Consider the following 14,585-nt stretch of genomic DNA (forward strand, 5'->3'; position numbering starts at 1 on the left):
CGGGGAGCGCCGTCCCGCCGGGCGGTGGCCGGCGCAGCGGATAGTCTTCGCGCGTGACTGATCACGCATGGCCCTGGCCCGCCGGGGCGGCGACCGGCATCGGCTCGCTGCCCGGCACCGACATCGCCGAGGCGCAGCGGATCGTGCTCGGTGAGCTGCCCGCCTTCCCGCACCTGCCCGAGCTGCCCGCCCGGGGGCCGGGCGCCGACCTGATCGGCCGAACCGGTGGCCTGCTGGTCGAGCTGCCGGTCGAGCTGTACGCGGCCCGCTGGCGGATCGCCCTACGCCCGGGACGGGACCTGCGCCGCGCCCGGGACCTGATCGAACGCGACCTGGACCAGCTCGCCGAGCAGGCCGAGGAGTACGCCGGACCGGTCAAGGTGCAGGCCGCCGGCCCGTTCACCCTGGCCGCCGCGCTGGAGCTGCCGATCGGTGGCAAGCTGCTGCGCGATCCGGGCGCGGTGCGCGACCTGACCGGCTCGCTCGCCGAGGGGCTGCGCGGGCACCTCGAGGCGGTACGCCGGCGGCTGCCCCGCGCGTCGGTGGTGCTTCAGCTCGACGAGCCGTCCCTGCCGGCGGTGCTGGCCGGCCGGGTGCCCACCGAGAGTGGCTTCGGCGCCCACCGGCCCGTGGATTCCGAGGTCGCCCGCACGCTGCTGCGCACGATCGCCGATGCGGCCGGGGTGCCGCTGGTGGTGCACTGCTGCGCCCCGGACGTGCCGCTGGAGCTGATCCGCACCGCCGGGGCGGTCGGGGTGGCGCTGGACCTGGGCCTGGTCACCGACCTGGACCCGCTCGGCGAGGCGCTCGACGCGGGGCTCGGGCTGCTGGCCGGCGCCGCGCCCACGTCGCCGCCGCCCGCCGGTCGCGCGCCGACCTCGGCCCAGGTCGCCGACCGGGTACGCCAGCTCTGGGACCGCCTCGGCTTCCCCCGCCGCCAGCTCGCCGAGCAGGTGGTGGTCACCCCGGCCTGCGGCCTCGCCGGGGCCACCCCGGGGTACGCCCGGGCGGTCCTCACCGCCTGCCGGGACGCCGGCCGCCGGCTGTACGAGGAGTGAGGGTTTTCCGTCGTACCTCCGGGGCAGGATGACCGGCATGATTGGACAGCTGCGTTCCGTGGTGATCGACTGCCCCGATCCGCGGGCCCTGGCCGGCTTCTACGCCGAGCTGCTCGGCCTGCCGCTGATCGAGGACAACTCCGACGGTGACGACTGGGTGGTGCTCGGCGGTCCGCCCGGCCACCTGCCGCGGCTCGCCTTCCAGCGGGCACCCGGCCTGCGCGCGCCGGCCTGGCCCGACCCGGAGCGGCCCCAGCAGTTCCACCTCGACGTCACCGTCGACGACATCGAGACCGCCGAAAAGGCGGCGCTGGCCCTGGGCGCCCGGCGGCTGCCGGGCGAGGGGGAGGGCTTCCGGGTCTACGCCGACCCGGCCGAGCACCCGTTCTGCCTCTGCTGGGACTGACCGGCACGGGCCGCACGGCCTGCGGTGGCGGGCGTTGCCGGCACGGTGCATGATCGCCACCGTGATCGACACCTCGCTCCGCCGGGCCTCCGGCTCGCTCTTCGGTCTGGCCTACGGTGACGCCCTGGGCAAGCCCACCGAGTTCCTCACCGTCGCCGAGATCGTCCGCCGGTACGGCCCGGCCGGCCCCCGGGAGCTGGTCGGCGCCCCGGCGCTGGTCACCGACGACACCCAGATGGCGCTCGCCGTCGCCTGGGCGCTGCACGACGCGCCCGCGTTCACGCCGGAGGTGGTGGAGCCGCTGCTGCGGCAGCGCTTCCTCGACTGGGCGGCCAGCCCCGACAACAACCGCGCGCCCGGCATGACCTGCCTACGGGCCTGCGCCGAGCTGTCCCGGGGCACCCGCTGGCAGGAGGCGACGGTGGCCGACTCGAAGGGCTGCGGCGCCAACATGCGGGTCACCCCGGTCGGCATCCTCGACGTCGACCTGGACACTTTCGCCGGGCTGGCCCAGCTTCAGGCCGGCCTGACCCACGGTCACCCGACCGGCCTGGCGGCCAGCGAGCTGACCGCGTACGCGGTCCGGCTGCTGCGTGACGGCGCCGCGCTGGCCGAGCTGCCCGGCCTGCTCGCCGAGCGGGCCCGCGAGCAGCGTCTGGTCTACCGGGCCGACTGGCTCGGCGACCTGTGGCAGCGTCCGGGGGTCGGGACGCCGGCGGAGTTCATCGCCCGGGGCTGGGACGAGTGCCTGCGCGCCCTGGCCCGCCTCGACGCCGCGCTGGCCGGCCCCGACGACGGCGGTGACCCGTGCCGGCTGACCGGGGAGGGCTGGATCGCCGAGGAGGCGCTCGCCACCGCGCTGCTCTGCGCCATCCGACACGCCGACGACCCGGTCGGCGCGCTGGCCCGCGGCGCCACCACCGCCGGCGACTCCGACTCGATCGCCGCCCTCGCCGGCGCCTTCGTCGGCACGGCCCACGGCATGGCCGCCTGGCCCGCCGACTGGTCCACCCGCATCGAGTACGCCGACCAGCTCACCACCCTCGCCACCCCCCACGACTGACCCCGCCGACCCCCTCGCCCGGTCGGGCCGTCGATCATGAAGTTGCTGCCCCGACACGCCGGTGCCGGTGGCGGCAACTTCGTGATCACCCGGGCGGACCGGGGTGGGTCAGGGGGTGAGGTGGGGGAGGCGGCGGATCTGGCGCCAGAGCGTCTGGTCGCAGGTGCCGGCGCGGTCCTCGAAGGCGGTGGCGGGGATGCGGATGGGCTCGCTGACGTCGAGGAAGCTGTCGTGGTCGGCGTCGGCGTCCCAGCTCCGGGTCGGAATGCGGACGTGGTCGTCGCGGTCCGACTTGTCCTGGCTGGTGATCTTGAGGACGTCGGCGCCCCGGTCGTCGGCGCGCAGCACCAGGCAGGGGCGCACCTTCGAGCCGGTGCCGTCCGCGTACGGCACGTCGGCCCACCAGATCTCGCCGGGTCGCGGCGCGGTGGCCGGCCGCCGGTCCGCCCCGCGCGGCCGGGGCGGGGCGGTGGTCCCACCCCGGGACGGCTCGGCGCCGCCGGCGGCCCGGCGGCGCCACTCGCTCCACAGCCAGCCGGCCGCGACGGCCAGCACGATCGCCGCCGCCCACAGCACCCACTCCGGCATCCGTACCCCTGCCTCTCGCCCTCCGGCTTGCGCACCGCGCCGCCGTCCGGCGATCCTCGCACGCCCCCGGCCACTCCGCCCGGCGGCGCGGCGGGGGCGCGACCGGGGCTGGCAACGCTGGTCAGGGCGGGTGGCGGGACGGTTGTCCGACCCGACCGCTACCGTGCGGGGGAAGCACGATCACGGGAGGTCGACAGCGGTGTCCGAAGGCGGCAGGGTGTCCGAAGAAGCGGTTCCCCAGCAGGTCAGCCCCGCGCAGGAGGCGGCGGCGGGCGCCGAGCCGACCCCGGAGGCGCGGGAGCGGCACGCCACGCTGAGCCAGGAGCTCACCGAGCACCAGTACCGCTACTACGTCCTCGACGCGCCGACCATCTCCGACGCCGAGTTCGACAAGCAGCTGCGCGAGCTGGAGGCGCTGGAGGCGGAGTTCCCGGCGCTGCGCACCCCCGACTCGCCGACCCAGCGGGTCGGCGGCACCTTCTCCACCGAGTTCACCCCGGTCACCCACGCCGAGCGGATGCTCTCGCTGGACAACGCCTTCGCCGACGAGGAGCTGGCCGCCTGGGCCGAGCGGGTCGAGCGGGACGCCGGCGGCCCGGTGCCGTACCTCTGCGAGCTGAAGGTCGACGGCCTGGCGATCAACCTCACCTACGAGCGCGGGCGGCTGGTCCGGGCCGCCACCCGCGGCGACGGGCGCACCGGCGAGGACGTCACCGCCAACGTCCGCAGCATCCGGGACGTGCCGGCGAAGCTGACCCCCTCCGACGACTTCCCCGACGTGCCGGAGCTGCTGGAGGTCCGGGGCGAGATCTACTTCCCGATCGCCGCCTTCGCCGACCTCAACGCCGGCCTGGTGGAGCAGGGCAAGCCGCCGTTCGCCAACCCGCGCAACGCCGCCGCCGGCAGCCTGCGGCAGAAGGACCCGCGGATCACCGCGTCCCGGCCGCTGCGCCTGGTGGTGCACGGCATCGGCGCCCGCAGAGGCTTCCAGCCGGCGGCGCAGTCCGAGTCGTACGCGGCGCTGCGGGCGTGGGGGCTGCCGACCAGCGACCGGGTCCGGGTGGTGCCCGACCTGGCCGGCGTCGCGGAGTACATCGCCTACTACGCCGAGCACCGGCACGACGTCGAGCACGAGATCGACGGCGTGGTGGTCAAGGTCGACCCGGTCTCCATCCAGGGGCGGCTCGGCTCGACCAGCCGCGCGCCGCGCTGGGCGATCGCCTTCAAGTACCCGCCGGAGGAGGTGACCACCAAGCTGCTCGACATCGACGTCAACGTCGGGCGCACCGGCCGGGTCACCCCGTTCGCCGTGCTCGAACCGGTCCGGGTGGCCGGCTCCACGGTCGCCCTCGCCACCCTGCACAACGCCCGCGAGGTCGAGCGCAAGGGGGTGCTGATCGGCGACACGGTGGTGCTGCGCAAGGCCGGCGACGTGATCCCCGAGGTGCTCGGCCCGGTGGTCGACCTGCGCCCCGCCGACGCCCGACCGTTCGTGATGCCCACCACCTGCCCGGCCTGCGGCACTCCGCTCGCGCCGGCGAAGGAGGGCGACGTCGACATCCGCTGCCCCAACACCCGCAGCTGCCCGGCGCAGCTGCGCGAGCGGGTGTTCCACCTGGCCGGCCGGGGCGCCTTCGACATCGAGGTGCTCGGCTACAAGGGCGCCGCGGCGCTGCTCGACGCCCAGATCATCGCCGACGAGGGTGACCTGTTCTCCCTCGACGCCGACCAGCTCGCCCGCTCGCCGTTCTTCGTCAACAAGGACGGCAGCCTGGGCAGCAACGCCACCAAGCTGCTGGACAACCTCGCCGTGGCAAAGGAGCGCGACCTGTGGCGGGTGCTGGTCGCGCTCTCCATCCGGCACGTCGGCCCCACCGCGGCGCAGGCCCTCGCCCGGCACTTCCGCTCGATGGACGGCATCGAGGCGGCCAGCGAGGAGGAGCTGTCCTCGGTGGACGGTGTCGGCCCGACCATCGCCGCCAGCATCAAGGAGTGGTTCGCCGTCGACTGGCACCGCGAGGTGGTGCGCAAGTGGGCCGAGGCGGGCGTACGGATGGCGGAGGAGGCGGTGGACGAGGGACCGCGCCCGCTGGAGGGCCTGACGGTGGTGGTGACCGGCACCCTCGCCGGGTTCAGCCGCGACCAGGCGTCCGAGGCGATCCAGAGCCGGGGCGGCAAGGTGACCGGCTCGGTCTCCAAGAAGACCAGCTTCGTGGTGGTCGGGGACAACCCGGGCTCCAAGGCGGAGAAGGCGGCCAGCTTCAAGCTGCCCGTCCTCGACGAGGAGGGCTTCCGGGTGCTGCTGGAGGCCGGCCCGGACGCGGCCCGGGAGGTCGCCCGCACCGAGGAGTGACGACGGCCGCCGGTCGACCTTGCGCGGCCTGGCGGCGTATACCAACTTAGTTACGACTACGACCGATTCGTGACTGTCGTGGCGGGGAAACCGGGACCGAGGGCGTTTCATTGGTGCACGGCGTGTGAGCGGAGCACGCCACGGCCGATCCCGGGAGGTGCGATGGAGGCCGCCGATCCGCGAAACTCCGTCCCGCCCGGTCGGTTGGCGCCCTTCTTCGGCTTCGTCGCCGCGGTCTTAGCGCTGGCCGTGCTGATCTCGGCCGGGCCGGTGGCCGGACTGCGCGACCGGCTGCCCGACCTGCCGGCGGCGTTCTGGACCATGGCGGTGCTCGCCGTCGTCTGCGACGCCCGTCCCTTCGTGCCGCCCGGCCGCCGGGAGTCCTCGGCGGTCTTCCCGTCGACCTGTTTCACCTTCGCCATCCTGCTCGGCTGGGGGCTGGGCCCGGCGGTCGCCGTGCAGGCGGTGGCGGTGGTCGTCTCCGGCTGGCGGATGGGGCACGCCGTGTGGCGTACCGGCTTCAACGCCGCCCAGTACGCCTGCGCCCTCGGCGCCGCGTACGGGGTCACCCGGCTCGGCCCGGGCGCCATCTTCGACGGCGGCCGGCTGCACTGGACCGACGTCGCGGCCGTCGGCGGCGCCACCGCCGCCTGGTTCGCGGTCAACTACGGCCTGGTCAGCAGCGCGATCCGGCTGCGCTTCGGGGACCGCTGGTGGCCCAGCGTCCGGCTCGGCCTGGCGTACGAGCTGCTCTCCACCGGTTCGCTGCTGCTGCTCGCCCCGGTGCTGGTCGCCGCGGCCCGGGCCAGCGCGGCGCTGATCCCGCTGGTGCTGGTGCCGCTCTTCGCCGTCTACCGGATGGCCCGGCTCTCCACCGAGCAGGAGCAGCTCGCCGCGCTCGACCCGCTCACCGGGCTGCCCAACCGCAAGGCGCTGCTGGCGGAGGTGGCCGAGCAGGTGCACCTGCACGCCGAGCGGGCCGCCCGGGGGGCGCCGGACGCGCATCTCGCCCTGCTGCTCATCGACCTGGACCGGTTCAAGCACGTCAACGACGCGCTCGGGCACGCGGTGGGGGACCGGCTGCTGGTCGAGGTGAGCGCCCGGCTCACCGACGTGGTGCGCGACGGGGACCTGGTCGCCCGGCTCGGCGGTGACGAGTTCGCCATCGTGGTTCCGGGGCTGACCGGCACCGACGAGGCCCGGGCGCTGGCCGACCGGGTGGTCGTCGCGCTCGCCGAGCCGGTCTCCCTGGACGGCCTGCCGCTGGACGTCGGCGGCTCGATCGGCATCGCCGTCTTCCCCGAGCACGGCGAGGACTTCGCCACCCTGATGCGCCACGCCGACGTGGCGATGTACGACGCCAAGCACCGCAACGACACCGTCGCCGTCTACGCCGCCGAGTCCGACCACAACTCGGCCGAGCGGCTGAGCCTCCTGGCCGACCTGCGCCGCGTACTCGAATCGGGGCCGGCGGTGCCCGACCCGGTCGGGGCGCGCGGCGGCGACGGCGCCGCGCTGCCGGCCGGCGCGGCGCTGCCGACGGCGGTCGGCGGGCGCACGAACGGTGAGCCGCGCGGCGGCGGGCCGGGGCGGTGGCGGTTCCGGCGGCGGCGGGAGCGGCCGGAGGTCCGGCACGACGACAAGCTGATCAACGAGATCGTCACCCGCGCCGATCCGATCCGTCGCCGGGCGGCCCGCTCGGCCGTGGCGGAGGCGGCCGTCCAGGGACCGCCGGCCGACGCGCCGCCCGCCGGTCGGGCGTCGGCCGCGCCGAGCGGTCCGGAGTCGGCCGCGCCGAGCGGTCCGGAGTCGGCCGCGCCGACGGAGGCCGCGGCTCCCGTCCGGGTCCGCGCGGTGCCCGGGCGGGACGAGGATCCGGCCGACGACCCGGGCGAGATCACCATGTACTACCAGCCGCAGATCGCCATCGCCACCGGTGAGGTGGTCGGGGTCGAGGCGCTGCTGCGCTGGCGCCACCCGCGCCGCGGCATGGTCGATCCGGGAGAGCTGATCCAGGTCGCCGAGCAGAGCGCGGTGATGCGGCTGCTCACCCGGCGCGTGGTGGACGACGTGGTCGAGCAGTTGGCCAAATGGTCGGCGGCCGGGATCACGCTGCGCGCCGCGCTGAACGTCAGCGTCCGCGACCTGCACACCGGGGAGATCGCCGACCAGATCGCCGACCGGCTCGCCCGCTACGGCGTACGGCCGGACCGGTTGCAGGTGGAGATCACCGAGGGGGCGCTGATGGCCGACCCCCGGCGGGTGCTGGCCAGCATCTCCCAGCTGCACCGGATCGGGGTGGGCATCGCGCTGGACGACTTCGGCACCGGCTACTCGTCGCTGCAGCACCTGCGCCGGCTGCCGCTGTCGGAGGTGAAGGTGGACCGGTCGTTCGTGCTCGGGATGGCCGACGACCCCGACGACGCGGCGATCGTCCGCTCGATGATCGAGCTGGCCGGGGCGCTGGGGCTGCGGGTGGTGGCCGAGGGCGTGGAGGACGAGCGGACCTGGCGGCTGCTCCACGCGGCCGGCTGCGACGTGGCGCAGGGCTGGTTCCACGCCCGGCCCATGCCGGCCGAGGAGCTGGCCGCCTGGCTGGCCCGGTACCGGCCGGTGCGCCCGGCGGTGACGGCGGACGCGGAGGTGCCCCGCCGGCCGACCCGCTGACCGTCCCGGAGGGCGGGTGGAGGGGGAGTCGGAGGCGTCGGCGCGAGCGCGGGACAATAGACTCGCTCCGGTCACCGCGCGTCATCTCCACCTCGACCGCGCGGCCGGCACACGCAGACGCAGCAGGACAGCCACGAAGGGGGCACCGATGGCCGCCATCTCCCGCGAGGAGGTCGCGCACCTGGCGCGACTGTCGCGGCTCGCCGTCACCGAGGAGGAGCTGGACATCTTCGCCGGTCAGCTCGACGTGATCCTCCAGTCGGTCGCCCAGGTCGGCGAGGTCGCCGCGGCGGACATCCCGCCGACCTCCCACTCGGTGCCGCTGACCAACGTTCTCCGCGAGGACGTGGTGACGCCGTGCCTGACTCCGCAGGAGGCGCTGTCGGGTGCCCCCGACGCCGAGGCGCAGCGGTTCCGCGTCCCGCGGATCCTGGACGAGGATGTGGCTTCATGAGCGACCTGATCAAGCTCACCGCTACCGAGATCGCGGGGCTCGTCGCGAGCGGGGAGACCTCCGCCGTCGAGGTGGCGCAGGCCCACCTCGACCGGATCGCCGCCGTCGACGACCGGGTGCACGCGTTCCTGCACGTCGACACCGACGGCGCGCTGGCCGCCGCCCGCCGGGTGGACGAGCGCCGGGCCGCCGGTGCGGAGCTGGGCCCGCTGGCCGGCGTGCCGGTCGCGGTCAAGGACGTGCTCACCACCAAGGGCGTGCCGACCACCGTCGGGTCGAAGATCCTGGAGGGCTGGCGCCCGCCGTACGACTCGACGATCGTGCAGCGGCTGCGCGACGCCGGCACGGTGATGCTCGGCAAGACCAACATGGACGAGTTCGCGATGGGCTCCTCCACCGAATACTCCGCGTACGGCCCGACCCACAACCCGTGGGACCTGGGCCGGATCCCGGGCGGCTCCGGCGGTGGCAGCGCCGCCGCGCTCGCCGCGTACGAGGCGCCGCTGTCGATCGGCTCGGACACCGGCGGCTCGATCCGCCAGCCCGGCGCGGTCACCGGCACCGTCGGCGCGAAGCCCACCTACGGCGGCACCTCCCGGTACGGCCTGGTGGCGTTCTCCTCGTCGCTGGACACCCCCGGCCCGTGCGCCCGTACGGTGCTCGACGCCGCGCTGCTGCACCAGGTCATCGGCGGCCACGACCCGCGCGACTCGACCTCCATTCCGCAGCCGGTGCCGGACGTCGTGGGCGCGGCGAAGCTCGGCGCGACCGGCGACCTGACCGGGGTGAAGCTCGGCATCGTCAGGGAACTCACCGGCGAGGGCGCGGAGCCGGGCGTGATGGCCGCGTTCCGCGAGTCGGTCGACACCCTGGCGAAGCTGGGCGCCGAGATCATCGAGGTCTCCTGCCCGCACTTCAAGTACGCGCTGCCGGCGTACTACCTGATCGCGCCGAGCGAGTGCTCCTCCAACCTGGCCCGCTTCGACGGGGTGCGGTTCGGCCTGCGGGTCGGCGACGACGGCAACCGGTCGCTGGAGGAGGTCATGTCGCTGACCCGGGAGGCCGGCTTCGGCCCCGAGGTCAAGCGGCGGATCATGCTCGGCACGTACGCGCTCTCCTCGGGCTACTACGACGCCTACTACGGTCAGGCGCAGAAGGTCCGCACGCTGATCACCCGCGACTTCACCGCGGCGTTCGAGCAGGTGGACGCGCTGATCTCGCCGACCACCCCGTTCGTGGCCTTCCCGATCGGGGCGCGCACCGCCGACCCGTACCAGATGTACCTGGCCGACCTGTTCACCATTCCGACCAACCTGTACGGCGGACCGGGCATCTCGGTGCCCTGCGGCCTCTCCGACGGCCTGCCGGTCGGCCTGCAGGTGATGGCCCCGACGATGGCGGACGACCGGATGTACCGGGTCGCCGCCGCGCTGGAGTCCGTGGTCGGCACGTTCACCCCACCGGCACTGTGAGGCAGGAGCTCAGATGACGACGACACTGCCCGCGTACGACGAGGTCGTCGCGCGCTACGAACCGGTGATCGGCCTGGAGACCCACGTCGAGCTGGGCACGAACACCAAGATGTTCTGCGGCTGCCCGACCGACTTCGGTGGCGAGCCGAACACCCGGGTCTGCCCGGTCTGTTTGGGCCTGCCCGGTTCGCTGCCGGTGGCCAACAAGGCGGCCATCGAGGCGACGATCCGGATCGGCCTGGCGCTGAACTGCTCGATCGCCGAGTGGTGCCGGTTCGCCCGGAAGAACTACTTCTATCCGGACATGCCGAAGGACTTCCAGATCAGCCAGTACGACGAGCCGCTCTGCTTCGACGGCTACCTGGACGTCGAGGTCGACGGCGAGCTGGTCCGGATCGGCATCGAGCGGGTGCACCTGGAGGAGGACACCGGCAAGACGCTGCACGTCGGTGGCGCCACCGGCCGCATCCACGGCGCGACCGAGTCGCTGGTCGACTACAACCGGGCCGGCATCCCGCTGGTGGAGATCGTCACCAAGCCGGTCCCCGGCACCGGCGCGCTGGCGCCGGAGGTGGCCCGGGCGTACGTCACCGAGCTGCGCGACGTGATCCGCACGCTGGGCGTCTCCGACGTCCGGATGGAGGAGGGCTCGCTGCGCTGCGACGTCAACACCTCCCTCAACCTGCCGGGCGAGGAGTGGGGCACCCGCACCGAGACCAAGAACGTCAACTCGCTGCGTTCGGTCGAGCGGGCGGTCCGCTCGGAGATGCTGCGGCAGGCCTCGGTGCTCGATGCTGGTGGCAAGATCACCCAGGAGACCCGGCACTTCCACGAGGACACCGGCGACACCACGCCGGGCCGGTCCAAGGAGACCGCCACCGACTACCGGTACTTCCCGGAGCCGGACCTGGTGCCGCTCGCGCCCGACACCGCCTGGGTGGCCGAGCTGAAGGCCGCCCTGCCGGAGCTGCCCCGGCTGCACCGCCGCCGGCTCCAGGAGCAGTGGGGCCTCTCCGACCTGGACATGCAGTCGGTGCTCAACGCCGGCGCGGTCGAGCTGATCGAGCAGACCGTGGCCGCCGGCGCCACCCCGGCCGCCGCCCGCAAGTGGTGGCTGGGTGAGCTGTCCCGGCGGGCCAACGAGGCCGGCATCGAGCTGGCCGACGTCGGGGCCACCCCGGCGCAGGTCGCCGAGCTCCAGGGCCTGGTCGACGCCGGCAAGCTCAACGACAAGCTGGCCCGGACGGTGCTGGAGGGCGTGGTGGCCGGCGAGGGCTCGCCGACCGAGATCATGACCAACCGCAACCTGGAGGTCGTCTCCGACACCGGCGCGCTCACCGCCGCCGTCGACGAGGCGATCGCCGCCAACCCGACCGTCGCGGACAAGATCCGCAGCGGCAAGGTCGCCGCGGCCGGCGCGCTGGTCGGCGCGGTCATGAAGACCACCCGCGGCCAGGCCGACGCCAAGACCGTCCGCGAGCTGATCCTGGAGCGCCTCGGCGTCCAGGGCTGAGTTTCACCCGCAGAAGGCCGCCGTCGCAACCCGGCGGCGGCCTTCCCGCTTTTTTCGAGTACGCGGCCACCCCGCATCCCCTCGCGAGGGCGTCATCGGCGACGCCCGGATGGAGTCACCGTGAACCAGCACGACCTCGACGTCCTCGACGAGATCCAGCGCCGGGTGCTCTGGCTCGCCACCCGGATCGTGGACGCCGCCAACCACGACCGGAACACCGGCGACGGGGTGAAGGTCGGCGGGCACCAGGCGTCCAGCGCCTCGCTGGTCACCGCGATGACCGCGCTCTGGTTCGCCCATCTGGACGCCGAGGACCGGGTGGCCGTCAAGCCGCACGCCTCCCCGGTCTTCCACGCCATCCAGTACCTGCTGGGCAACCTGGACCGGTCGTACCTGCCGAAGCTGCGGGCGCGCGGCGGACTCCAGTCGTACCCGTCGCGAACCAAGGACCCGGACGAGGTGGACTTCTCCACCGGCTCGGTCGGCCTCGGCGCGGCCGCGCCGCTCTTCGCCGCGGTCACCCGCCGCTACGTCGACGCGCACTTCGGCGCCCGGCCGCACTCCCGGTTCGTCGCGCTGATCGGCGACGCGGAGCTGGACGAGGGGAACATCTGGGAGGCCGTGGCCGACCCGGCCACCACCGGCCTGGGCAACGTGATGTGGCTGGTGGACTTCAACCGCCAGTCCCTGGACCGGGTCGTGCCGGGCATCCGGATCGACCAGTGGCGCGGCCAGTTCGAGGCCGCCGGCTGGCACGTGGTCGAGGTCAAGTACGGCCGCAAGCTCGCCGAGGCGTACGCCCGGCCGGGCGGGGCGGTGCTGCGCGAGTGGATCGACCGGATGCCGAACGAGCAGTACCAGTCGCTGTTCGGGCTGGCCGGGCCGGCGCTGCGCAAGCAGTTCCTCGACGGCGCGCCGGCCGAGGTGTCCGCCTTCGTCGCGGACATCCCGGACGACGAGCTGGGTCCGCTCGTCACCGACCTGGGCGGACACGACCTGCAGGCGATGCTCGACGCGTACGCGCAGTGCGACGCGGTCACCGACCGGCCCAGCGTGGTCTTCGCGTACACGGTCAAGGGCTGGGGGCTGCCGATCGCCGGCAACCCGCGCAACCACTCGGCGCTGCTCACCACCGAGCAGGTCGACGCGCTGCGCGCCGCGCAGGGCCTCACGCCGGAGACCGAGTGGGACCGCCTCGACCCGGCGTCCCCGGCCGGCATCCGGGCCGGCGAGCGCCGGGAGGCGCTGTCCCGCGCGCCCCGCGAGCGGGCGCTGGGGGTCACCGTCCCGGAGACCACGAAGGTACGCGCGAACAAGCCGGTCTCCACCCAGGAGGTCTTCGGCCGGGTGCTGGTCGACCTGGCCCGCGATCCCGCCGTGGCGCCCTACCTGGTGACCACGGCGCCGGACGTGGCCACCTCCACCAACCTCGCCGGGTTCATCAACAAGACCGGCGTCTTCGCCCCCACCGAGCAGCGCTCCTGGACCGAGGACCGGATGCTGCGCTGGACGGAGAGCCCGTCGGGCCAGCACATCGAGCTGGGCATCTCGGAGATGAACCTGTTCCTGCTGCTGGGCCAGCTCGGTCTCTCCTGGGACCTGTCGGGGCAGCCGCTGCTGCCGGTCGGCACGGTCTACGACCCGTTCGTGCTGCGCGGCCTGGACGCGTTCCTCTACGGCACCTACTCCGGCTCCCGGTTCGTGGTGGCGGGCACCCCGTCCGGCATCACCCTGGCCCCGGAGGGCGGCGCCCACCAGTCCACCATCACCGCCTCGGTCGGCCTGGAGCTGCCCGGGGTGACCTTCCTCGAGCCCGCGTACGCGGGCAGCCTGGACTGGCTGCTCTGCGACGCGCTGGGCCAGATCGCCGGGGGAGCGGGGCCGGCCGCCACCGCCGCGCCGGCGGAGGACGGGGCCTACTACTTCCGGCTCAGCACCCGCCCGATCGACCAGGCGCCGTTCGAGGCGGCGCGGGCCCGGATCGGCGACGCGGTGCTGCGCCGGCAGGTGGTCGCCGGGGCGTACCGGCTGGTGGACGCGCACCAGGCGTACCCGCAGCTTGCGGACGCCCCGGTGGTGCAGCTCGCCGCTTCCGGCGCGGTGCTGCCGGAGGTCCTGGCGGCCGCCGCGGAGCTGGCGGAGGAGGGGGTGGCCGCGCACGTCGTGGACGTCACCTCGCTGGACCGGCTCTACCGGGCCTGGCAGCGGACCCTGCGGCAGGGCGTCCGGACGGCGACCGTGCCGAGCGTGCCGGGCGCGCTCCGGTCGGCCTTCGCGGACCGGGTGCCGGTGGTGACCGTGCACGACGCCGCCTCGCACGCGATGGCCTGGCTCGGTTCGGCGCTCGGCGCCCCGGCGGTGCCGCTCGGGGTGGACGAGTTCGGCCAGTCCGGCAGCGTGCAGGAGCTGTACGAGCTGCACGACCTGCTGCCCGGCAGCATCGTCAACGCCGCCCTGGCCGCCCTGTCGCTGCGCTGAGCCGCCGCCGCCGCCGCTGCCGCCGTCGTCGGGTGCCACGCACCCGGCGTCTGGCCAAGCGGCTGCACCGTCACGGCTGCACCGTCACGGTATTCGGGCCGAGGTAGGCGCGCGCGGCCGCCAGCGGTGCGCGGTAGTTCCGCTCAACCCAGTCGTCGTCCACGCGGTAGGGCGTGTCGTCGATCTGAACGGCCTCGTCCTCCAGCCAGTCCGCTACCGCGATGGCGGCGACCGGGTGCCACGAGGCACAGTGGGTCCCCATCACCCCGCCGAGGTAGTTGTCGACCAGCTTGCCCCACTCGGCGGCGGGAACCGGCTGCAAGGCTTGATCGCCGTACGGGCGCCGGGCCTCCTCGGCGTTGGCAGCCTTGGCGCGTTCGGTCATCCGGCGAGCGGCCTCGCGCAAGATGGCGGCGTACTTGTCAGTGACGGCCATGTCGGTGACCAACCACAAGGTGCGTCGCGCCGGGGAACTCGCGCCGGTCGGATCCGCGGCCCTGACAGTATCGAGGGCCTGCACGGCCGCTGAGCTG

Annotated in this window: 11 protein-coding genes; 9 read left to right on the forward strand and 2 right to left on the reverse strand. The window is 74.3% G+C overall.

Going from position 1 to position 14,585, the window contains the following annotated elements; genetic code table 11:
* Positions 1 to 53 precede the first annotated feature (53 nt).
* The 3 genes from ACTWO6_RS07415 to ACTWO6_RS07425 are packed head-to-tail and all read left to right on the forward strand — an operon-like array spanning position 54 to position 2,527.
* Positions 54 to 1,058, forward strand: a complete 1,005-nt coding sequence (locus ACTWO6_RS07415; protein ID WP_446218915.1) for a methionine synthase — start codon at positions 54 to 56, stop codon at positions 1,056 to 1,058.
* A gap of 37 nt (positions 1,059 to 1,095) precedes the next feature.
* On the forward strand, positions 1,096 to 1,464 hold the full coding sequence (locus ACTWO6_RS07420; RefSeq protein WP_446218916.1) for a VOC family protein: 369 nt from the start codon (positions 1,096 to 1,098) through the stop codon (positions 1,462 to 1,464).
* Positions 1,465 to 1,513: 49 nt separating this feature from the next.
* Entirely contained in the window at positions 1,514 to 2,527 is a 1,014-nt protein-coding gene (locus ACTWO6_RS07425) for an ADP-ribosylglycohydrolase family protein (protein ID WP_446218917.1), read from the forward strand.
* Between the two features lie 108 nt (positions 2,528 to 2,635).
* Here the strand turns inward: ACTWO6_RS07425 and ACTWO6_RS07430 are convergent, their stop codons facing one another.
* Positions 2,636 to 3,115, reverse strand: a complete 480-nt coding sequence (locus ACTWO6_RS07430; protein ID WP_446218919.1) for a type II toxin-antitoxin system PemK/MazF family toxin — start codon at positions 3,113 to 3,115, stop codon at positions 2,636 to 2,638.
* Positions 3,116 to 3,332: 217 nt separating this feature from the next.
* Here ACTWO6_RS07430 and ligA point away from each other — a divergent pair, with 217 nt between their 5' ends.
* The 6 genes from ligA to ACTWO6_RS07460 all read left to right on the forward strand — a co-directional run bounded on the left by ligA (position 3,333) and on the right by ACTWO6_RS07460 (position 14,052).
* Complete coding sequence (gene ligA, locus ACTWO6_RS07435) at positions 3,333 to 5,468, forward strand: NAD-dependent DNA ligase LigA (protein ID WP_446218920.1); 2,136 nt, start codon at positions 3,333 to 3,335, stop codon at positions 5,466 to 5,468.
* A 162-nt stretch (positions 5,469 to 5,630) separates the two neighbouring features.
* The gene (locus ACTWO6_RS07440; RefSeq protein ID WP_446218921.1) at positions 5,631 to 8,135 is read left to right on the forward strand and encodes a putative bifunctional diguanylate cyclase/phosphodiesterase; all 2,505 of its coding nucleotides are present in this window, start codon (positions 5,631 to 5,633) and stop codon (positions 8,133 to 8,135) included.
* Positions 8,136 to 8,283: 148 nt separating this feature from the next.
* The gene (gene gatC / locus ACTWO6_RS07445) at positions 8,284 to 8,589 is read left to right on the forward strand and encodes an Asp-tRNA(Asn)/Glu-tRNA(Gln) amidotransferase subunit GatC (RefSeq protein ID WP_446218922.1); all 306 of its coding nucleotides are present in this window, start codon (positions 8,284 to 8,286) and stop codon (positions 8,587 to 8,589) included.
* Entirely contained in the window at positions 8,586 to 10,061 is a 1,476-nt protein-coding gene (gatA, locus tag ACTWO6_RS07450) for an Asp-tRNA(Asn)/Glu-tRNA(Gln) amidotransferase subunit GatA (protein WP_446218923.1), read from the forward strand. Before gatC ends, gatA begins: the two co-directional genes overlap by 4 nt.
* A 13-nt stretch (positions 10,062 to 10,074) precedes the next feature.
* Entirely contained in the window at positions 10,075 to 11,574 is a 1,500-nt protein-coding gene (gene gatB, locus ACTWO6_RS07455; RefSeq protein WP_446218924.1) for an Asp-tRNA(Asn)/Glu-tRNA(Gln) amidotransferase subunit GatB, read from the forward strand.
* A 120-nt stretch (positions 11,575 to 11,694) separates the two neighbouring features.
* The gene (locus ACTWO6_RS07460; RefSeq protein WP_446218925.1) at positions 11,695 to 14,052 is read left to right on the forward strand and encodes a transketolase-like TK C-terminal-containing protein; all 2,358 of its coding nucleotides are present in this window, start codon (positions 11,695 to 11,697) and stop codon (positions 14,050 to 14,052) included.
* A 70-nt stretch (positions 14,053 to 14,122) separates the two neighbouring features.
* On the opposite strand, the gene ACTWO6_RS07465 is transcribed toward ACTWO6_RS07460, so the two are convergent.
* On the reverse strand, positions 14,123 to 14,488 hold the full coding sequence (locus ACTWO6_RS07465) for a hypothetical protein (RefSeq protein WP_446218926.1): 366 nt from the start codon (positions 14,486 to 14,488) through the stop codon (positions 14,123 to 14,125).
* Positions 14,489 to 14,585: the final 97 nt, after the last annotated feature.

It is taken from the genome of Micromonospora sp. IBHARD004, assembly GCF_052814115.1.